The 20569-nt window shown below is 72.1% G+C and carries 19 protein-coding genes and 1 tRNA gene; 4 read left to right on the top strand and 16 right to left on the bottom strand.

Annotation, left to right across the window (positions count from 1 at the left end; all coding sequences use genetic code 11):
• Positions 1-150 precede the first annotated feature (150 nt).
• From QI554_RS14395 to QI554_RS14355, 9 genes are all read right to left on the bottom strand, one after another.
• Positions 151-2289, bottom strand: coding sequence for an MMPL family transporter (locus tag QI554_RS14395; RefSeq protein ID WP_281470006.1), 2139 nt, complete (start codon positions 2287-2289; stop codon positions 151-153).
• Positions 2290-2500: 211 nt separating this feature from the next.
• Complete coding sequence (locus QI554_RS14390) at positions 2501-3715, bottom strand: glycosyltransferase family 39 protein (protein ID WP_281470004.1); 1215 nt, start codon at positions 3713-3715, stop codon at positions 2501-2503.
• 127 nt (positions 3716-3842) lie between these two features.
• Complete coding sequence (locus tag QI554_RS14385) at positions 3843-4589, bottom strand: DUF8185 domain-containing protein (RefSeq protein WP_281470002.1); 747 nt, start codon at positions 4587-4589, stop codon at positions 3843-3845.
• Positions 4590-4597: 8 nt separating this feature from the next.
• Entirely contained in the window at positions 4598-5002 is a 405-nt protein-coding gene (locus QI554_RS14380) for an acyl-CoA thioesterase (protein WP_281470000.1), read from the bottom strand.
• Positions 5003-5092: 90 nt separating this feature from the next.
• On the bottom strand, positions 5093-6757 hold the full coding sequence (gene ettA / locus QI554_RS14375) for an energy-dependent translational throttle protein EttA (protein ID WP_281469998.1): 1665 nt from the start codon (positions 6755-6757) through the stop codon (positions 5093-5095).
• 127 nt (positions 6758-6884) lie between these two features.
• Positions 6885-7316, bottom strand: coding sequence for a single-stranded DNA-binding protein (locus QI554_RS14370; RefSeq protein WP_281469996.1), 432 nt, complete (start codon positions 7314-7316; stop codon positions 6885-6887).
• A 156-nt stretch (positions 7317-7472) separates the two neighbouring features.
• Entirely contained in the window at positions 7473-9014 is a 1542-nt protein-coding gene (locus QI554_RS14365) for a GTPase (RefSeq protein WP_281469994.1), read from the bottom strand.
• Entirely contained in the window at positions 9011-10654 is a 1644-nt protein-coding gene (locus QI554_RS14360; RefSeq protein ID WP_281469992.1) for an ATP-binding protein, read from the bottom strand. The genes QI554_RS14365 and QI554_RS14360 overlap by 4 nt, the downstream gene beginning before the upstream one ends.
• A 96-nt stretch (positions 10655-10750) precedes the next feature.
• Entirely contained in the window at positions 10751-11815 is a 1065-nt protein-coding gene (locus tag QI554_RS14355; RefSeq protein ID WP_281469990.1) for a Gfo/Idh/MocA family protein, read from the bottom strand.
• 276 nt (positions 11816-12091) lie between these two features.
• Between QI554_RS14355 and QI554_RS14350 the strand changes: the two genes are divergently transcribed.
• Both QI554_RS14350 and QI554_RS14345 read left to right on the top strand, forming a co-directional pair.
• Positions 12092-12164 (top strand) — tRNA-Arg (locus tag QI554_RS14350).
• Positions 12165-12383: 219 nt separating this feature from the next.
• Positions 12384-12821 (top strand): CBS domain-containing protein, encoded by a 438-nt coding sequence (locus QI554_RS14345; RefSeq protein ID WP_281469988.1) that lies wholly within the window; start codon positions 12384-12386, stop codon positions 12819-12821.
• Positions 12822-12864: 43 nt separating this feature from the next.
• Here the strand turns inward: QI554_RS14345 and QI554_RS14340 are convergent, their stop codons facing one another.
• The 7 genes from QI554_RS14340 to QI554_RS14310 form a co-directional block, all read right to left on the bottom strand.
• Positions 12865-13632 carry a class I SAM-dependent methyltransferase gene (locus QI554_RS14340; RefSeq protein WP_281469986.1) on the bottom strand — a complete coding sequence of 256 codons (768 nt, stop codon included), beginning with the start codon at positions 13630-13632 and terminating at the stop codon, positions 12865-12867.
• A gap of 59 nt (positions 13633-13691) precedes the next feature.
• A complete protein-coding gene (locus QI554_RS14335; RefSeq protein WP_281469984.1) occupies positions 13692-14261 on the bottom strand; it encodes a DUF3995 domain-containing protein in 570 nt (189 codons plus the stop codon).
• A 17-nt stretch (positions 14262-14278) separates the two neighbouring features.
• Positions 14279-14812: a hypothetical protein gene (locus QI554_RS14330; protein ID WP_281469982.1), complete on the bottom strand. Its 534-nt coding sequence runs from the start codon at positions 14810-14812 to the stop codon at positions 14279-14281.
• Between the two features lie 153 nt (positions 14813-14965).
• Positions 14966-15676 (bottom strand): response regulator, encoded by a 711-nt coding sequence (locus QI554_RS14325; protein WP_281469980.1) that lies wholly within the window; start codon positions 15674-15676, stop codon positions 14966-14968.
• Positions 15673-16941 (bottom strand): sensor histidine kinase, encoded by a 1269-nt coding sequence (locus tag QI554_RS14320; protein WP_281469978.1) that lies wholly within the window; start codon positions 16939-16941, stop codon positions 15673-15675. The genes QI554_RS14325 and QI554_RS14320 overlap by 4 nt, the downstream gene beginning before the upstream one ends.
• A gap of 343 nt (positions 16942-17284) precedes the next feature.
• Positions 17285-18307 carry an NAD-dependent epimerase/dehydratase family protein gene (locus QI554_RS14315; RefSeq protein WP_281469977.1) on the bottom strand — a complete coding sequence of 341 codons (1023 nt, stop codon included), beginning with the start codon at positions 18305-18307 and terminating at the stop codon, positions 17285-17287.
• 110 nt (positions 18308-18417) lie between these two features.
• The gene (locus tag QI554_RS14310; protein ID WP_281469974.1) at positions 18418-18720 is read right to left on the bottom strand and encodes a hypothetical protein; all 303 of its coding nucleotides are present in this window, start codon (positions 18718-18720) and stop codon (positions 18418-18420) included.
• Between the two features lie 129 nt (positions 18721-18849).
• Here QI554_RS14310 and QI554_RS14305 point away from each other — a divergent pair, with 129 nt between their 5' ends.
• Positions 18850-19221, top strand: coding sequence for a GntR family transcriptional regulator (locus QI554_RS14305; protein ID WP_281469972.1), 372 nt, complete (start codon positions 18850-18852; stop codon positions 19219-19221).
• Positions 19222-19360: 139 nt separating this feature from the next.
• Positions 19361-20545 (top strand): DUF5925 domain-containing protein, encoded by a 1185-nt coding sequence (locus QI554_RS14300; RefSeq protein ID WP_281469970.1) that lies wholly within the window; start codon positions 19361-19363, stop codon positions 20543-20545.
• Positions 20546-20569: the final 24 nt, after the last annotated feature.

Below are 20569 nucleotides of genomic sequence, written 5' to 3'. Positions count from 1 at the left end.
GCATGTTCGTGCGGATCCGGTGACACTCGGGACGGTCGGCGCCTCCGGGGACGGCGAGTTTATGTCACGCAAAGGGGCGCGCGATAGACCAAGATTCACATCTTGGACCACCGCGCGCCCCTGCTGGTGCGCGTTACCGCCGGTCGACCGTCAGACGAGGGCCTCGTCGCGGTCGCGGCCGGCCTTGCCGACGTCGCCCTGCGGCGTCTCGGGCCGCTTGGCGAGCTGGCTCGGCCACCACACCTTGGGGCCGATGTCGTGCGTCAGCGCGGTCACCAGGACCGAGCGGACGATGAACGTGTCCAGCAGGACGCCGAGGGCCACCGCGAAGCCCATCTCCACGAAGGTGACGAGCGGCATCGTGGTGAACACCGCGAACGTCGCGGCGAGCACGAGGCCGGCCGACGTGATGACGCCGCCGGTCGCGGCCAGCGCGACGATCGAGCCTTCGCGCGTGCCGCGCTGCTGCGCCTCTTCGCGGACCCGGTGCATGAGGAAGATGTTGTAGTCGATCCCCAGTGCGACCAGGAAGACGAAGATGAACAGCGGCATGGTGGTGTCCATGCCCGCGTAGTCGAGCACGTGGTTGAAGATCAGCGAGCTGATGCCCAACGCCGTCGCGAACGACAGGATCACCGTGAGGATCAGGATGATCGGGGCGATGATCGCGCGCAGCAGGATGCAGAGCACGATCAGCACGGCGATGAGGATGAGCGGGATCACGACCTTGTCGTCGTGCTGGGCCGCCCGTTCCATGTCCAGCGTCATCGCGGGGCCGCCGCCGACGCGGGCGTCGGCGTTCGGCACCGGGTGGACCGCGTCGCGGACCCGGTCGACCGTCTTGCGCGCGGCCTCGGTGTCGGGGCCGTCGGTGAGCGTCGCGTAGATCTCGGCGCGGCCGTTCTTGTCCGCGTTGACCCTGACGCTGTCCTTGACCACACCCGGGGTGTTCTGGATCGCGGCCACCACGGCGTCCTTGGCGGGCGAGTTCGCGATGGTCGCGAGCGGGTCGCCGGCGCCCATCGGGAACACCTTGGCGGCGGTCTCCATACCCTTGATCGACTGCGGCTTGTTGGTGAACTGGTCCTGGAACTCCAGGCCGTCCGCCTTGAGGCCGGTGACGCCGATCGCGAACGCGCCGAGGATGACGGCGGTGACGACCCAGACGGTGCGCGAGCGCTTCTGGATGACGTTGCCGACCTTGACCCAGACGCCGTCGGCGTGCGCCTGCTCGGTCCCGACGTGCGGGACGCGCGGCCAGAACGCCCAGCGGCCGAAGATGACCAGGAGCGCCGGCAGCAGCGTGATCATGACCAGCAGGCCGACCGCGATGCCGAGGGCGCAGACCGGGCCCATGCCCTGCGTCGAGTTCATCTCGGCGGACAGCAGCACCAGCATGCTCAGCGCCACGGTCGCGGCGGACGCGACGATCGCCGGGCCGGCGCGGTGCAGCGCGTGCGCCATCGCCTCGTGCCGGTCCTCGTAGTTCCGCAGTTCCTCGCGGTAACGGGCGATGAGCAGCAGCGCGTAGTCGGTGCCCGCGCCGAAGATCATGATGTTGAGGACCGCGTAACTCTGGCCGTTGACCGTGACACCGGCCTTGGTGGCCAGGTACACGGTGGCCCATGCGGCCATCATGGCGAAGATCGCCGAGATGAGCGGCACCAGCCACAGCACCGGCGAGCGGTACGTCAGCAGCAGGATCGCGATGACGACCAGGATGGTGATGCCGAGCAGCGCACCGTCGATGCCCTGGAACGCCTCGGACTGGTCGGCCGCGATACCCGCCGGACCGGCGAAGTAGTGCTCGAGACCCGACGGGTCGTCCTTGGCCGCGTCCTTCATGGCCTTGACGGCCTTGCCGAGGTCCTCCCAGCCGCCGTCGGCGACCGCGACAGGGATCTCGACAGAGGCGGTGGCGCCCTTGTCCTGCTCCTGCGTGCTGTAGACCGGGCCCTTGATGTCCGCCGCGGTCACGCCCTTGATCGCCCGGAACGCCTCGATGTCCGCGGTGATGGCCTGGCGGTCGGCGTCCGTCAGCCCGCCGTCGCGGTGGTAGACCGCGTTGGCGTTGGCGATCGTGTTGTCGCGGAAGTCCTTCTGCTCCTCGACGACCTTGGTGGACTCGGCGCTGCCCGGCAGCCAGGACGACATCTCGTTGCTCTGCGCGTCGCCCAGCTTCATGGCGAGCGGCGAGAGCGCCACGATGACGACCAACCAGCCGATCAGGACGACCCATTTACTTCGACGCCCGCACGGTAGTGCGGCAAGCGTCTTCCAGCTGTTCATCTAGCCCCCACAAACGCGATATGTCGCGAGCTTTTCAGGGACACGATGTATCGCGTTTACGCAAGGTGTCAAGGAAACAATCAGCTAGTTGGAGAATTGATCGGATTGGTCCAGACCATGGCCGCGTTCGCGCAGCTCGCGAACCTAATCCAACAGGTCACAACACGAGCCCGCCAGCCGATTTACGCGGCGGCGGACGGCGTGGGCAACCTCACGGCGCACCGCGGCTGTAATGCATCGGAGACCACGCCGCCAGCCACACGAACCCCATCGCAAATACCAACAAAACAACAAAAAGCGCCCTCCCTCGCAATCGGGTGGCCGCCGCGACGAACAGCGGAAACGCCGTCCACACGAAACGCGGCTTGCTTCCCTGGGCGGACGCCGTGAACGACAGCAGCAGCACCCCGAGCGCGAACACCGTCGCCGGAAGCGGCAGCCGCGTCCGGAACAGCCACACCACGCCGACCGCGGCCAGCACGAAGAACACCGTGTGCACGAGGTTCTGCGCGGGCTCGGCGCTCAGCGCGGGGTCAAGCCACAGCACGCGCTTGACGGTGGCCGCGCCCCAGTCGGTGTGCTGGTCCCATCCCTCGGCCTGGGTCCTGAACCAGAACCGCGCGTCGCCGTAGCGCTGCGTACCCCACGCCAGGTACGCGGCCCCGCCGAGCGGGGAAAGCAGCGGCGCCCACAGGGACTTCCAGTCGCGGTCGCGGTGCACCGCGAGGCCCGCGGCGACGGCACACGCGACGCACAGCGCGACCATGTTCGGCCGCACCGCCGTCCCCACGCCCGCGAGCACGCCCGCGAGCAGCCAGCGCCGCCGGGCGAGGGCGAGCAGGCAGAACGCCGCGAGCAGCGCCGCGAGCGACTCCGAGTACAGGAAGCCGAACACGAACGCGCCGGGGAACACGCAGTACAGCAGCACCGCGCGGTCGGCCACGACCCGTCCGCGCAGGTGCCCGGCGAGCCGCCACACCGCGTAGGCGCTCGCCGCGCCGAGCACGACCGACACGAGCAGCGCGGCGACCACGTACCGGCCGCCGAGCACCGTCGCGACCGCGCGCACGATCATCGGCAGCAGCGGGAAGAACGCGGTGTTGTTGGCCCGCACCGAGCCGTCGGGCGCGAGCGGAAGGTGGGCGGGGTAGCCGAACCGGGCGACGTCCAGGTAGTTCGACGCGTCCTTGAAGACGAAGTGCAGTTGCCAGCCGTGGTATCTGCGCCGCTCTGCCGACGGCACCCGCGCGACGTTGCGGTCGCCTAGCCACGCCCACACGCCGAGCGTGAGCAGCCACGTCGACGCGTACGCCAGCAACGGGAACGCCCAGGGCCGCACCCGCCACGGGAGCCGCTCGCCGAGCGCGCGCGGCGGTGCCGCCGCCGACTCCGCGAGGGACGTGTCGACGGCCGTCTGCGCACTCATGCCACCACCCGGCTGCTCGCTGGCCCCCGTTGCACCGTGCCCATCGAGTGAGACGGCGCGGAGTTACGGGACACCCGCGCGTGGATTCAGGCAGGCACGAGCCGCCGGTCCGTACGGAACCGGTGCGTCAGGCGTGGCGGCGCGGCACGAACAGGCTGGGGCCGCCGGAACGGCGCACCGACACCGAGCCGTACGGCGCGTCCAGCCGCAGCCATCCGCCGACGGACAGGACGCTCGCCTCGGCGCCCGCGTCGACCGAGCCGAGGAAGCCCAGGGACGCCGCGGCGTGCGCGGCGCGCAGCGGCAGCTGGGTGCCCGGAACGCCGGGCAGTGCCTTGCTCCACACCTCTTCGGCCAGCCGGTCGAGCTCAGCCCGGGTGCGCCGCTCGGCCGGCAGTGCCTCGGTCATCGCCCGGAACCGGCCGACGGCCTCGGCGACTTCGCGGACGAGGCCGGCGATGGGCAGCGCCGCGAGCTGGGCCCAGCCGGTGCGCGGCGGCAGCATCGCGCTCCACGGCGGCCCGGTGACCTCGGGCGGGAGGTCGACCACGGCCTCGTCCCGGTCGGCCTCGCCGGCGTCGTGCCGGTGTCCGTGGACGTGCGCGACCGCTTCCGGGTCGTGGGCGGCCAGGACGTCGAGCAGTTGGCCGGCGGACACCGCCGCGTCCAGCCTGGCCGGTTCCCGCAGTTCCGTGGTGCGCAGGGCGATGACGCCCGAGGTGCCGCCGCCGAACGGCAAGCGCCCGAACGTGCCGAGGACGGCGCCGTCGGCGCGCAGATGGACGACCGCGGCCTTGTCGTAGCGCAGCAGCCGGATCAGGTATCCGGCCAGGTCCGCGACACCGGGGCCGTCGGCGAGGTGCAAGGCGGTCATGGTGGCGGTCAGGACTCCAGGAAGCCTTCGAGGTAACGGCGTTCGTCCTCGTTGAGCCGGCGCGGCCGCTGCTCGTCGAGGGAGTAGGGCACGAGGACCGAGCTGGCGCGCGCGTACACGGTCTCGTCGAGGATCTCGTAGCCCAGCGTGAAGCGGGCGGCGCCTATCTTCGACACCCAGGTCTCGATGCGCACCGGTTCGGGACGCCAGACCATGGGGCGCACGTAGTCGATCTCGTGGCGGGCGATGACGACGCCCTCGGACAGCGTCTTGGCGCCCTCGCGCTGGCCGAGCGTGAACATCATGTCGACGCGGGCCTCCTCCAGGAGGCGGAGGTACTGGACGTTGTTGATGTGCTGGTAGGCGTCCATGTCGGACCACCGCAGCGTCGCGTGGTACACGTGCCTGGCCACGTTCGGCCCTTTCTGTCTGTCGTTCGGCGCGGCGCGGCCCCTCTGCGCGGGCGTGGTGCCCGCGCAGAGGGGCCGCTCCGATCCGGTGGCTTAGCCGCGGGTCAGCTTCTTGTAGGTCGCGCGGTGCGGACGGGCCGCATCGGCGCCCAGGCGCTCGACCTTGTTCTTCTCGTACGACTCGAAGTTGCCCTCGAACCAGAACCACTTCGACTCGCCCTCGTACGCGAGGATGTGCGTCGCGACGCGGTCGAGGAACCAGCGGTCGTGGGAGACGACCACCGCGCAGCCGGGGAACTCGAGCAGCGCGTTCTCCAGCGAGGACAGCGTCTCGACGTCGAGGTCGTTGGTCGGCTCGTCGAGGAGCAGCAGGTTGCCGCCCTGCTTCAGGGTGAGCGCGAGGTTGAGGCGGTTGCGCTCACCGCCGGACAGCACGCCGGCCGGCTTCTGCTGGTCCGGGCCCTTGAAGCCGAACGCCGACACGTAGGCGCGGGACGGCATTTCGACCTGGCCGACGTTGATGAAGTCGAGGCCGTCGGAGACGACCTCCCACAGCGTCTTCTTCGGGTCGATGTTGGAGCGGCCCTGGTCGACGTACGAGATCTTGACGGTCTCGCCGACCTTGACGTTGCCCGAGTCCGGCTCCTCGAAGCCGATCAGCATCTTGAACAGCGTCGTCTTGCCGGCGCCGTTCGGGCCGATGACGCCGACGATGCCGTTGCGCGGGAGCGTGAACGACAGGTCGTCGACGAGCACCTTCTCGCCGAAGGCCTTGTTGAGGTTGTCGACCTCGATGACCACGCTGCCCAGGCGCGGGCCCGGCGGGATCTGGATCTCCTCGAAGTCCAGCTTCCGCATCTTCTCGGCTTCGGCGGCCATCTCCTCGTAGCGGGCGAGGCGCGCCTTGCTCTTGGCCTGGCGGCCCTTCGCGTTGGAGCGGACCCACTCGAGCTCGTCCTTGAGCCGCTTGGCGCGCTTGGCGTCCTTCTGGCCCTCGACCTTGAGACGGGTCTGCTTGGTCTCGAGGTAGGTGGAGTAGTTGCCCTCGTAGGGGAAGGCGCGGCCGCGGTCGAGCTCCAGGATCCACTGCGCGACGTTGTCGAGGAAGTACCGGTCGTGGGTGACCGCGACGACGGTGCCGGCGTACTTCTCCAGGTGCTGCTCCAGCCACTGCACCGACTCGGCGTCGAGGTGGTTGGTGGGCTCGTCGAGCAGCAGCAGGTCGGGCGCCTCGAGCAGCAGCTTGCACAGCGCCACGCGGCGGCGCTCGCCACCGGAGAGGTTGGTGACGGCCCAGTCGCCGGGCGGGCAGCCCAGCGCGTCCATCGCCTGCTCGAGCTGGGCGTCGATGTCCCACGCGTTGGCGTGGTCGAGCTCCTCCTGGAGCTTGCCCATCTCGTCCATGAGCGCGTCGGAGTAGTCGGTCGCCATGAGCTCGGCGATCTCGTTGAAGCGGTTGAGCTTCCCGAGCGTCGCCGCGGCGCCTTCCTGGACGTTCTCCAGGACGGTCTTCTCCTCGTTCAGCGGAGGCTCCTGCAGGAGCATGCCCACCGTGTAGCCGGGCGACAGGAACGCGTCGCCGTTGGAGGGCTGCTCGAGCCCTGCCATGATCTTCAGCACGGTCGACTTGCCCGCACCGTTCGGGCCGACGACGCCGATCTTGGCACCGGGCAGGAACGACAAGGTCACATCGTCGAGGATGACCTTGTCCCCGTGTGCCTTGCGCGTCTTGCGCATCGTGTAAATGTACTCCGCCATATTCCCGATCCTAGAGTCTGTCGATGTGCGGCTCGGACACGAGTGCCGACGGCGGCCGACGCGCATTGCCGCCACACAGCCGAGGCGTGCGGAGCACCTGGGTCCCGCCCAAACAGGTTCGAGTGTCCTATGCCGCACGGGGCTCGGGCGAACCGGAGCCGTCGGACGGCCCGGGGATGTGATCCGCGTCGCTTTCGCGGCGCGTGGCGCGGGTGAACCGTGAGGTCCCACGGCTCAGGTCGTGCCCGAGTGAGACGGCCTCCACCTCGACGCTGGTGTGCCACTTCTCATCTCGCAACCAGTCCCGCACGCTCAGTCTTCCCGCGATGACGACCGGGTCCCCCTTCTCGACCGAGCTGAGGGTGTGCTCGGCCAGGCGGCGCCACGCGACCACGCTGTAGAAGCTGGGCTCGCGGGCGCTCCACTGGCCGGTCTCGCGGTCGAAGCGGCGCGGCGAGACCGCGAGCCGGAAGCGGGCCATCGGCACTCCGGCCACGGTGGTCGCGGAGCGGACCTCGCTCGCGACGTTGCCGATCAGGGTCACATAGGTGTCGTTCATGCCGGGCCTCCCCCGCCGTCGGACCCGCCCGCCTCGTGCGGTCCGTGCGATCTCGTGCCTCAACGATCCGGCACGACTGAGGGACGAATCGGACATCGGATCCGACGCGGCGCAATCTGTGGACAACTCACAGCGACCGATCCGCCTGTGGACGACTCAGTGGACGTGCACCGGATCCCGCGCGGCGACGAAAAGCGCATGCGCCTCGCGGTAGCGGTCCAGTTCACTCGTCGCCGGCTCGACCAGGTGCTCGTCGACGACCTCGGCCACCCGGGCCAGCAGGGCCGCCTCCCGTGCCGCGCGCCGCTCGCGTACGGCCTCGGCGTGCCACACGCGCCCCGCGTACGTCGCCGTCACCGCCAGCACCACGCCCAGCACCAGCGGCAGCAGGGCCGAGTACCAGCCGTGCCAGCGTCCGACCGGTTCGACCGACGCGGTCGCGAGGCCGACGCCGACGATGCCGAGCACGGCGAGCAGCACGCCGACCCAGCGCGCGACCACGGCCGCACGCACCCGCGCGGGAGGCCCCGTCCTCCCCCGCGGCATCCCCGCGAACTCGGTCTCCAGGGCGGCCGGGACGCGCCGCGCCCCGTGCCCCATCGCGCGCCGTACCCCGGCGGCCCACGGCTCCGGCAGCCCGCTGGTCAGGTCGGCCGCGGCCTGCCGTACGACGAGGTCCACCTGGTACGGCCGGACGGGCACCGCGGCGGCCGTACCGCGCGCCACCGCCGTCACCCCCGCCGCCGCCCCGAGGCTGTCCAGCAGGTCGCCCCGCACCCGGACCGAGACCGCCTCCGCGCCCGGCACGACGCCGGTGAACAGCGGGTCCAGTCCCTCGGTGACCTGGTCCAGGTCGGCGGACAGCCGCAGCATCGCCGCACGGCGCCCCGCCGCGACCCCCGTCACGATGTCGCGCAGCTCGCGGACCCCCTCGCCGGTCACCGCCGACGTCGCGACGAGGCGGACGTCGGCGAGCCCTTCCTCGGCGAGCAGCCGCCGCAGGTCCGCAAGGCACGCGTCGGCGCCGCCGGCCGGCAGCCGGTCGATCTGGTTGAGCACGACGGTCATGACGTCGGCGTGCCGGGCGAGCGGCCGCAGGTACCGGGTGTGCACGAGCGCGTCTGCGTACTTCTGCGGGTCGAGCACCCAGATCAGGTGGTCGGCGGCCGCGACGAACCGGTCGGCCTCCTCGCGGTGCCCGGTCTCGACGGAATCGTGGTCCGGCAGGTCGACGAGGACCAGCCGGGACAGCACCGGGTCGCGCAGCGGCCCCGGCGCGTCGAGCACCCCGTGCCGGGGGATCTGGCGGGTCGGCGGCAGCCCGAGCAGGTCCATCAGCGGCCGGGCCCCGTCGGGGTCCCAGGCGCAGGCGAGCGCGGTGACGGTGGTGGGCCGCCGCGCACCGGTCTTCGACAGGTCGAGGCCGACGAGGGCGTTGAACAGCGAGGACTTGCCGGACCCCGTGGCGCCGGCGAGCGCGACCACGGCATGGGTCGGCGCGGTACGCAGCCGAACGTCGGCCCGATCGAGCAACGCCCTTGCAGGCAGCAGCTGTTCGGCAGGCAGACGGCCCTCGGAGGCGTCCACCATGCGGTCGAGCGCGGACAGCCGGGCGAGCAACCGCGAGGGCTCCTCCCCGGTTCCGTATTCGGGCGCGGAGAAGGAATGGACGAACCGCTCGGCGGCCACAGCACTCACCCTGCCCGCCTGATCGCGTCCACCGCCTCGCCGAGCCCTTCCCCCGGCCCGGTGCGCAGCGCCGCCACCGCCCGCAGCCGCCGGTCGCGACCGGCGTCGAGGACGGTCGCGGCCCGGAGCCGCAGATCGGCCAGGGCGTCGCGGGGGGTGTCGGCCACCGGCACGGCGCCGTCAGGCGACGCGAGTGCGTCGCCGTCGTCGCGGCCCGACCCGGCTCCCGCTGGAGCACCCGCCGACGTACCTGCCCATACGTCGGAGGGTGCCCCGGTCTCGAAGGCGTCGGCGGTCACTGCGGCAACCAGCAGCGACGCGACGCCTGACGCGTCCTCAGAGGCGGCCGCACGGCACTGCTCGAGCCATCCCGCGGCGGCCTCGGCGGCCAGGTCCTCGACCGGGACGCCGGGATCGCGCACGGTGCCGTCCGCACCGCGTGCTACGACACCCGCCCGGGTCGCAAGGATCAGTTCCGCGCCGCCGAGGCGGGCGCGCCAACAGGACTCGGTGAGGCCCGCGGCCCGTTCGGCGATGTCGCGGACGAGGTCCTCCGCGGCGCCGGCGACCGCATGCGCGACATCGACGGCCCCGGCCTCCGGGCGACCCGCGTCCGCCCAGGCCCTGCACCGCGCGAGGGTTTCCCCGGCGAGCAGTTCGCCGTTCCCGAGAGCCGCGTCGAGATGCCGTGAGGCGGCGGCGTAGGAGCGTCGGACGCATGCGGCGAGCTTGCTCGCGGCCTCGTGCTGCCCCTCGGCCGCGCGTCCGACCACCGCGGAGCGGGCCGGAAGGCTGTCGAGCGCGCCGCCGAGCGTCCGGCGGGCGGCGGTGGCCCGGGCATCGGGATCCGTCGCCCGCCCGTAGAGCCAGTTCCGCACCGGTGCCACCTGGGCGCGGCTGAGCAGCCCTCGGTTCAGCGTCGTCTCCGGAAGCGTGAAGACAGGGACGGCGCCGAGGCCCGCCCCGGCCAGCAGCGCCTGGAAATCGGCGCGCACCTCGTCGAGGTCCGTCTCCGGGACGCGGGCGAGCACCACGGCGAGCTCCGCAGTGCGTTCGCGCGCGACGCGCAGCAGGTGCCACGGCACGGCGTCGGCGTACCGGGCGGCCGTGGTCACGAACAGCCAGACGTCGGCGGCGCCCAGCAGCCGCACCGCGAGCTCGCGGTTGGCGTCGTCGATCGAGTCGATGTCCGGGACGTCGAGGACGGCGAGCCCCGCCGGGACCCGGTCGTCCACCTGCAGCACGAGCGCCGGCCCCGCGTCCGCCGCGCGCGGCCCGGGCGCGACCCGGCGCAGCCCGGGCAGCACGCGCGTCCCCGAGAACCAGGGCCGGTCGTGGGCCCGGCACACCAGCACCGGCACGCGGGTCGTGGGCCGGAGCACCCCGGCCGGGCTGACCTCGCGCCCGACCAGGGAGTTGACGAGCGTGGAGCGCCCGGCACCGGTGGAACCCCCGACGGCGGCGAGCAGCGGCGCCTGGGGGTGCCGGAGCCGGGGCAGGACGTAGTCGTCGAGCTGGGCGACGAGTTCGCGACGCGCACGACGCGCCTCGTCGACCCCGGGAAGCTCGAGCGGGAGCCGCGCCGCAGCAGCGGCGTCCCGCAGCCGCGCAACCGCCTGAGGCAGTTCGGCGCCCTCGGGGCTCACCACGTCATCACCACGCCTGGACAATCCCCGATTCTCCGGGAATATCACCCAGCCGTTTCGGTGACGGCCCGTCAGTTGAACTGACTAATGGCCGCCACCTCACGACAACGGGACCACAGCCCCGTCCGCCGCCGACCGCCGCGCCGCCGCAATGACCTCCAGCACCGCCACCGACTCGGCCAGCGGCACCGGCGGCGCCGCATGATCCACGAGCGCCACGGCCAGCTCCCGGTAGAAGTCCTGGTACGCCCCCGGCAGCGTCTCGACAGCCGTCGAATCCCCCGGCACCCCGAGCCGCCCCCACGCCGAAGGCTCCTCGCTCCCCCACCCGGGCCCGCCAGGCGTCGCCCCCGCCCGCAAGGCCGCCTCCTGGACGTCGAGCCCGTACTTCACATAGGCGGCCTTCGTCCCAAGCACCCGCATCCGAGGCCCGAGATCCGCCGCGGTCGCGCTCATCCACAGATGCGAGCGCTCCCCGCCGGCGTGCTCCAGCGCGACGAAGCTGTCGTCGTCCACCGCCACACCCACCCGACTGCGGTCGAGTTCCGCGTAGACCCGCACCGGTCGGCCGAACAACGCCACGGCCTGGTCGATCAGGTGGCTGCCCAGGTCGTACAGGATGCCGCCGAGCGCGGCGGGCTCCGCGTCCTCTTTCCACCCGCCCAAGGCCGGCTCGGGCCGCCACCGCTCGAAACGCGACTCGAAACGCAGCACGTCGCCGAGCCGACCCTCGTCGATCAGCGCCCGGACGGTACGGAAGTCCCCGTCGTAGCGCCGGTTCTGGAACACGCACAGCACGCGCCCCCGGTCGGCGGCCAAGGCCGCGAGCGCACGCCCCTGCTCCGGAGTGCCGGCGAACGGCTTGTCGACGACGACGTGCAGGCCGGCCTCCAGCGCCTGCCGGGCCAGCGGGGCATGGAAGCGGTTGGGCGCCGTCACCACCGCGAGGTCGAACTCGTCGGCCCGGGCGAACACCTCGTCGGCCTTGGGAAGCACCTCCGCGCCGGGGTAGCGGCCGCCCGCCGCCGCGGCCCGCTCGGGGTTGCCGGTGACCACGGCGGCCAGTCGGTACTCGGGCAGGGTGGCCAGAAACGGCGCGTGGAAGGCGGCGCCGCCGAGCCCGTAGCCGATCAGTGCCGCACGCACCGGGCGGGCCTCGTTCATGTTCGTACGTCCTCGCAGGTCGATGGCCGTAAACCGGGGGCGCCGCACGGACCCGCCCAGCCGCGCACGGGCGCCGGAGCGCACCCCGGCGGCCGCCGCGACGAGCCGTGTCCGCTTTGCCATGAATTTCCCATGGCCAAGCACCCCGCCTGATCACATTCTGGCCGCCAACTGCGTCTGATCAGGTAACGGTCGTGACGGCACGGGCAGTACCACCGCGAAGCGGCTCTATTGTGTTGTGCCGCGACCGGATCCCGTGCATGATCCTCACGCCCAGCCCCCGTAGCTCAGCGGACAGAGCAGGCGCCTTCTAAGCGCTTTGTCGCAGGTTCGATTCCTGCCGGGGGCACACTCGTCTTGGTGACACGCTTGACGTGCCGCGTGGTTGCCGAGTTCCCGCGGATCGCGGATTCTTTGCCAAGCGCTCACCCGCATGCGTGATTTCCGGCACACCCGACGCGCCGCGCGCCCGTCCGAACCGGCCACCGCCGCCGAGTGGCGACGGGCCGCGCCCGGTGATGGGATCGAAGCGTCAGCCCCACCCACGCAAGCCGGAAGGGGGCCCGTCATGGACTCCACCGATCTCAAGGCCCGCGACGTCATGCACGCGGGGGCCCAGTGCGTCGCCGAAAGTTCGACCCTGATGGACGCAGCCCGCATGATGCGGGACCTCGACGTCGGGTGTCTGCCCATCTGCGGTTCCGACGACAAGCTCAAGGGCGTCATCACCGACCGCGACATCGTGCTGCACTGCTGCGCCGAGGGCCGCGACCCCGCGACGGTGCTCGCCGGCGACCTCGGCGGGCGGCTGTACTGGTGCGACGCGGACACCCCGGTGACCGAGGTGCTCGATCTGATGGAGCAGCACCAGATCCGCCGTCTGCCGGTCATCGACGTCACCACGGGCAACCGGCTCATCGGCATGATCACCGAGGCCGACCTCGCCCGGAACGTCACCGACCGGCAGATCGCCGAGTTCGTCGAGAAGGTGTACGCCACGGCCTGAGCGCCGACCGACGTCAGCCGCGGTCGGCCGAGGTGAGTCGAGGTCAGTCCCCCGCGATCAGGAGCCGGAAGCCGTAGTCCACCGCGTCGCGCTCCAGGAGGTCCGCGTGGCGGCGGTGCCACGCGCCGCTGTCCAGGTCGGCGCTGAGCCGGGCCACGCCGTCGGCGATCTGCTCCTCGGTGAGGAAGTGGAACGTCGAGCTGGCCGCCCGCACCGCCGGGTCGAGGTAGGCGTGCGGCCGCCTCCAGAACGCGCACTGCGAGCCGTCGGTGAAGTCGTGCGGGATAGGGAACGGCACGACGGTGTGCGCGCCGAGCCCGGCGGCGACGTCGGCGAGCTTCGGGACGCGGGACTGCTCCAGTTCGCGGACCTGGGGGAAGTACTCGCTGACGATCCACAGCTCCGTGTCGTGGCCCGGGTCCCACGTGTAGAGGACCTGGCGCCGCGACACGCGCCGCATCTCGGCCAGGCCGCGCTGCACGTCGCTCCAGTGGTGCACCGTCAGCACCCCCATCGCGGCATCGAACCGCCCGTCGTCGAACGGCATTTCCTCGGCCCTGCCGAGCACCTTGCGGGTGCCCGGGTGCTGGTCGAGCATCACCTGGGACGGGTCGAGGGCGGTCACCTCGACGCCCTCCGGCTCGTACGACCCGGCCCCCGCGCCGACGTTGAGCACCGTCTCCGCGCCGGCCAGATGGGACGCGATCAGCGCCGCGAGGCGCGGGTCCGGCCTGCGTACGCCCGCGTAGCCGACGCCGATGCGGTTGTAGATGGGTGCGGCCTGCTCGGGCCCGCCGTCGTTCAAGGTCATGTCGCCACCCAATCCCCCGTCCGGGGCTGCGGTCCCGCGGCCCCGGTTCCTTCACAAGATCACGACGAGTCCCGCACATCGGCGTCGGTCGACGGCTCCGCCGGACCGCGCCCGGCGAGCCCGTATCCGGTCGCGACGGCGAGCGCGAGGGTGCCGAGGACCAGGCACAGCGGCGAGTAGAGGCGCCAGTCGAGCCGGACGTACTCGGAGGCGGCACCGCGATGGGTCAGCGGCCCCAGGAGGCCGCGGCCCAGCAGTACCGCGGTCAATCCGGCGATGCCGAGGCCGTGCAGCCGCTTGGGGCCGATCCGCCGTGCGAAGCCGCCCGTGCTCAACGCGAGATAGGCCCCGGCCACCAACGCCACGCCGACGGCCGCGCTCGCCGGTGCGGGCGGGTACTGGGTGCCGGTGACGTGCCGCGCGAACGCGTCCTTGTCGTCGTACGGCCAGGTCGCCCCGGTCGCCCACAGCAGGTGCAGCCCGCCGATGCCGGACAGGCCGACCGCCAACGGGATGCCCGCGACCCGCCGTCGCCGGGCGCCCCGCGACCGTCGACCGCTGCGGGGTCCGTCCGTGGTGGTGTCCAGTGGCGTGTCCCGTGCCTCGTGCTCCGTCGTGCCCGAAGTCATGGCTCCTCCCCCTCCGTTCACAGGAAGACCGGTTCGTTCTCGGCGCGCTCGCGTATCGCGCGCAGCCACACCCGCCGGATCAAGCCGCTGGGGCCTCTGATCAGCAGCCAGTAGGCCTGGAAGGCGCGGCGGCTGCGCTCGTCCGTCGCCCACACGCGTGTCTCGGTGGTCACCGTCGAACCGCGCCGCAGGAAGTTGAACGCGATCTTCAGATGGCCGGGCTCCTCGAACTTCGTGAAGGCGTCCGCGGCCAGGTCGGCGGGCAACGGGACGCGGCCGCGCAAGGCGGCCTTCGCGAGCGTGCCGGCCACCAGTTCGTTGTCGAGCCGGTCGAGGACCGCGAAGCCGCCGGCCAGCATGGAAGCGAGCACCCGCGGGTCCGACTGCGGGTCGCGGCCCATCCGCAGCGCCATCAGCGTGCGGAACACCGGGACTTCCCGCCACGTCACGTCCTCGACCGCGCGGAACACGGTGTCCGCGTAGGCGTCCATCTCGATGGTGTGGTGCTCTCGGAAGTGCCAGGCTGGGAGGACCTCGTCCAAGCGCGACATCGGGCCGGGCCTTTCTCGCTGCGGGAGCGCGTCTGCGTGCCTCGATCCTCGTCGCGCGAGGGGGCGCGTACGTCGCCCGCGCGGACGGTCCCCGCGCTGCGGCGCGCGCTGTACTCCGGCCCGGCGTACAGCGGCAGGACTACTCCGGCAGCACTACCCTTCCGCGCCCTCGTGCGGCCCCGAGGTCTCGCGGCCAGGACGCACCAGGCCCGACTCGTAGGCCGCGACGACCAGTTGCGCGCGGTCGCGGAGCCCGAGTTTGGCGAGGATGCGGCTGATGTGCGTCTTGACCGTGAACGGGCTCATCCCGAGGCGCAGCGCGATCTCCTCGTTCGCGAGACCGGCCGCGATCTCGCACAGCACCTCGCGCTCGCGCTCGGTGAGGGCGTCCAGCGGTACGTCGCCGGCGCCCGCGTCCGGGGTGCCGATGCGCACGTCGGAGCGCGCGAACATCCCGATCACCTGACGGGTGATGCCCGGCGACAGCAGCGCGTCACCGCGCGCGACCACGCGGATGGCCTGCACCAGCTCCTCGGCCTCGGCGTCCTTGACCAGGAAGCCGCTCGCGCCCGCGCGCAACGCCCCGTAGACGTTGGCGTCCTCGGCGTACGTCGTCAGGATGACCACGCGCACGCCGGCGAGTTCCGGGTCGCCGACGATGCGGCGTGTGGCGGTGAGGCCGTCGACGTCCGGCATACGTATGTCCATCAGCAGGACGTCGGGGCGCAGTTCGCGGGCCAGAGCGACGGCCGCGCCGCCGTCCGACGCCTCGCCGACCACCTCGAAGTCGGCCTCGGTGCCGAGCAGCGCGCGGAACCCGGTGCGGACCAGCGCCTGGTCATCGGCCAACCCGATGCGTATCACCGCGCCTCCCCTCGAACGCCCGTCAGCGGCAGCCGCGCCGAGACCCGGAAGCCGCCGGCTTTGGCGCTGTCCGCGCCGTCCGCGCCGCCCGGCAGCGTACCCGCGACGACCGAGCCGCCGACCGACTCGGCGCGCTCCCGCATGCCCGACAGACCGTGCCCGGCGCCGTGGCCGTCAGCCAACCCGGGGCCGTCGTCGACGACTTCGAGGAGCAGGTCGCCGTCCCCGTACACGACGCGCACCCGCGCGGTCGCGCCGTGGCCCGCGTGCCGCAGCACGTTGGTGAGCGACTCCTGCACGATCCGGTACGCCGCGTGCCCGGTCTCCGGCGGCAGCGGCACCTCGTCCCCCGACCGGTCGAGCTCGACCGGCACGCCGGCCTTGCGGACCGCCTCCAACAGCGTGTCGAGGCGTTCGAGCCCGTCGGTGTCCTTGAGGCCCGTGTCGCGCAGCATGCCGACGGTGGACCGCAGTTCGCCGAGCGCCTGTCGGCTTGCGGTACGGATGGCGGTGAGCGCCTCGCGGACCTCGTCGTCGGGGTCGCCGAGCAGCCGCAGCGTGGCGGCCGACTGCACCGCGATGCCTGCCATGCTGTGGGCGACGACGTCGTGCAGTTCACGCGCTATGCGCAACCGCTCCTCGGCGACCCGCCGCTCCGCGTCACGCATCGCCTGCGCCACCCGCGCCTCAGCGGCCTCCCGCCGCACACGGACGACCTCGCCGAACAGCACCGGCCCGCCGAAGATCGCCAACACGACCGCGTAGAAGACCGTGACCGTGCCGACGAACGTGGCCGCCGCGTCGAGGATCCGAGCGATCCGCGGCACCCAGAACCCGCACGCCGCGACGACGAACGCCAACGCCGCCAACGCCGTCCGACGCCGCCGCCCGGCGGCGGCGGTCGTGTAGAGGCACATCATGACCGGCAACACGATCGGCCCGACCGGGTAACCGCGCGCGAGATACGCCGCGAGAATGCCGCTCTCCACGACCAGCGCGACCCGTGGCCGCTTCGTCCTCCACACGAGCATGAGCGCTGCGACGACGAGGAGACACCAGGCCATCCAGTCGACATCACGCCCTTCAAGCCGCGAGGGCGGCCCGCCACCGGTGTCGAGCACATAGACCGGCACCGACACGATGAACACGCCGACCAACTGGATCGGCAGCATCACGAAGGCCAGCGTGAGATCCACCCCGGGCACCCCGAACACCCGCGCGGGAAGCCGCTCGGGAAGCCCGGCCAGCAGACGTATCGGACGCACGTGGCAACGATACGGACAGACGGTCGCAAAGGCGGATGGGGAAGGGGCGACGCGGGGGGAGGAGTAGGGCGCGAGCGTGTCAGCGCGCCGCGCGGGCGGGAGGGCAGGCGGGGAACTGGCCCTAGAGGAGCAGCGCGTGAACGCGTGAGCGTGAACGCGTGAGCGTGAACGCGTGAGCGTGAACGCGTGAGCGTGTGAACTCAACCGCACTTCAGCAGCGCGGAACGCCCCGTGGCTCTCCCCCGCCTTGTCCGTTCGGCGTCAGGCCCATCGCGCGCGCCCTACTCCGTCAGGTTCCCCTCTGGCCCCACAGTCCGTCAGGTTCCCCTCTGGCCCCACAGCGTCAGGCCGACCGCTCGTCCCAGGCCGCCAGGATTGCGCGTTCCTTCTCGCGGTTGATGCCCTGCTGGATCTGGTGGCCTCGGTAGCGCGGGAGGTCGGTCGGCATGCCGGCCGCCTTCAGCCATGCCCACGTGTCGCGCACCGTCTCGCGGACCGGGCGGCACACGAGGCCGTCGGCGAGCGCCTTCGACGGGTCCGGCAGCCATACGCCCGCGAAGTCGTCGCTCGCCGGGGCCCACAGGGGGAGTTCGCTCCACGGCTCGACGCCGTGCTCGAGCAGGAACTCGTCGTCGACCCAGACCAGTTCGGCGTCCGACCCGGTGGCCTCGACACAGTCGGCGAGCCAGTCGCCCATCGTCGTGTTCGCGGGCGAACCGCTGACGACGTACCGGCCTTCGGCGCCGGCCTCGGTGCGGTCGAGGGTGAACGCGGCGAGGTCTCGTGAGTCGATGAGCTGCATCGCGCGGTCGGGGTCGCCCGGCGCGAGCACCCGCCCGCCCTCGGCCATCCGGTACAGCCACGCCGGCAGTCGGCCGACGTTCTCGTACGGGCCGAGGATCAGGCCCGGCTGGACGATGAGCGTGCGGCCTTCGAAGTCGCCCTCGACGGCGCGTTCGCAGCCCGCCTTGAGTATCCCGTAGTCGCCGTCGCCCTCCTCGGCGTCCGGCGCGCACGGATTGCGCGGCGACGACTCGTCGATGCGCTTAGTCGGCCAGTCCTGGTACGAGGAGAGGCTGGAGACGAACGTGTAAGCCCGCGCATGACCGTTCAGCGCCGCCACCGAGTCGCCGACAACGCGCGGCGTGAACCCGCAGACGTCGATCACCGCGTCCCACGAACGCCCCCCGACCAGGCGCTCCAGGTCCTGCTTGTTCTCGCGGTCGCCCCGCACGGCCTCCACACCGGGGACATCGATGCCCGTCCGCCCCCGGTTGAAGGTGGTCACCTTGTGCCCGCGCTTGAGCGCCTCTTCGACGATGCTCCGGCCAAGGAAGAGGGAGCCGCCGATCACCAGAATGTCCATGGGCTGAGACTGCCCCTCTTCAGCGTCCGGAATAAGGGAATTCGCCTTGTGGCGAACGGATTACGCGCTCGGGTGAACGGACTTGCGGCGGTCCCGCGCCGGCGTCCGGCTCAGTGGTCGTCCCAGTGGCCGTCGTGGCGCGCGTGCCGGTGTCCGTCGTGGATGTAGTCGACGTGGTCGCCGTGCGGCACCGCGACATGTCCGCAACCGTCACCGTGCTCGTGGTGGTGCCCGTCGTGCACCGCGTGCCCGGTCGGCGAGCACTCGTCGGTGTGGCCGTCGTGGACGCGGTGGATGTGCCCGTCGTGCACGTAGTCGATGTGGTCGCCGTGCGGCACCGCGACGTGCCCGCAGCCGTCGCCGTGCTCGTGGTTGTGGTGAACGTGCTCCTCGTGCTCGACCGCGCTGCCCATGCGTCGCTCCCCGATCCTGGTTGGGATTACCGCTCGCTCCGGTAGTCAGGGAACGATTCATCCGGGTATGGGACACGCGGGCAACGCGCCGCGCCGCCCGCGCGGGGCCGGTGCGTCACACTTGCGGCCATGCAGATCACCGTCGACCCGCACTCCTCGGTCCCGCCGTTCGAACAGGTCAGGGCCCGGATCGCCGAGCTGGCCCGGGAGGGTGCGCTGCCGGTCGGGACGAAGCTGCCGACCGTGCGCGGTCTGGCCGCCGAACTGGGGCTCGCCGCCAACACGGTCGCCCGCGCGTACCGCGAGCTGGAGGCGGACGGCGTGGTCGAGACCCGCGGCCGGCACGGCACCGTCATCGCGGCCGTCGGCGACACCGCGCAGCGCGAGGCGTCGGCCGCGGCACTGGACTACGCGACGCGGGCCCGACGCCTGGGGCTCGACCGCGACGCGGCGCTGGCCGCGGTGGTGGCGGCGGTGGACGCCGCCTATCTGGACGTCTGAGCGCGCACCGGCGCGGGCGACGTCGTGCCGATTCCGCACCCCGTTCCGCACCCGATTCCGCCCCCGACGCCGTCCGCCGCGACGTGCGGGTTCGGCAAAACCGCTGTACGCGCGGCCCGACGGCACGGATGATCGAGGCATGTCCATGCCCCGTCAGATACCGGCCCGGATCCACGGGGTGGCGGCGCCCGAAGCCGGCGGCGGCGACGCCGAGCCCGGCACGGGACCGGCGCACGACCCCGCACAGACCCTGCCCTATTCGCTGGGACTCGACGATTCCGACACCCCGTACGACGTCATCGACGCCCTGACCCTCGCCGAGTTCGTGTCGGGCCGCCAGCCGTGGGCGAGCACGACCCGGCTCGACCGCATCCGTCCGGGTGCGAAGCTGGTGCCGCGCGGCGCGCGCGTCCTGCGCACCGTCGAGGAGGACGACCGCCGTTCCACACTCGCCGCGGGCGAGGGGTGGACGCTGCGCGCCGTGGTGTGGCGCAGCGGCGGCGGCGAGGTCACGGTGACCGCGGACAACGCCAAGGTGGGGCGCGCGGTCCTCAAGAAGGCGGTCAAGAACGCGAAGGCCGAGCCGCTGCCACAGGACGAGTCGGTGGCGATGGGCTTCTGGTACCACTCGGCGCGGCGCGGCCCGTACCGCACGACCCGTTCGATCGCGGCGGCGCCGTGGGCGCAGATCCGCCGCAACTACGCGGGCTCGGCGGCGACGGCGTTCGACAAACTCATGGCGGTCGGCCGCGACGACGTCGCCGGCCGGCTGATCCTGCTGCACGGCCCGCCCGGCACCGGCAAGACCACGGTGCTGCGGTCGCTCGCGAGGGAGTGGCGCGACTGGTGCCGCATGGACTGCGTGCTCGACCCCGAGGCGTTGTTCGGCGACACCGGCTACCTGATGGACGTCGCGATCGGGCGTACCGGCGAGGAGGAGGAGACCGAGCACACCCGGTGGCGGCTGCTGGTCCTGGAGGACTGCGACGAGCTGATCCGCGGCGAGGCGAAGCGGTCGACGGGGCAGGCCCTGTCCCGGCTGCTCAACCTGACCGACGGGCTGCTCGGGCAGGGCCGCAACGTCCTGGTCGCGATCACCACCAACGAGTCGCTCGGCGCCCTGCACCCGGCGGTCGTCCGCCCGGGACGCTGCCTCGCGCAGATCGAGGTCGGCCCCCTGGACTTCCAGGAGGCGACGGAGTGGCTCGGCACCTCGCAGGGGGTGGGCTCGGCGTCCACCCTGGCGGAGCTGTACGCCCTGAAGAACGGCGCGGCGCCGGTGGAGGCACACCGGGCCCCGATCAGCGACGGCATGTACCTCTGACAACGACGACGCCCGGAGCCGCGC

Source organism: Yinghuangia seranimata (assembly GCF_029953285.1).
Taxonomy (GTDB): Bacteria; Actinomycetota; Actinomycetes; order Streptomycetales; family Streptomycetaceae; genus Yinghuangia; species Yinghuangia seranimata.
The sequence above is the reverse complement of the archived record's forward strand: the minus strand, read 5'-3'. Positions and strand labels throughout refer to the sequence as shown.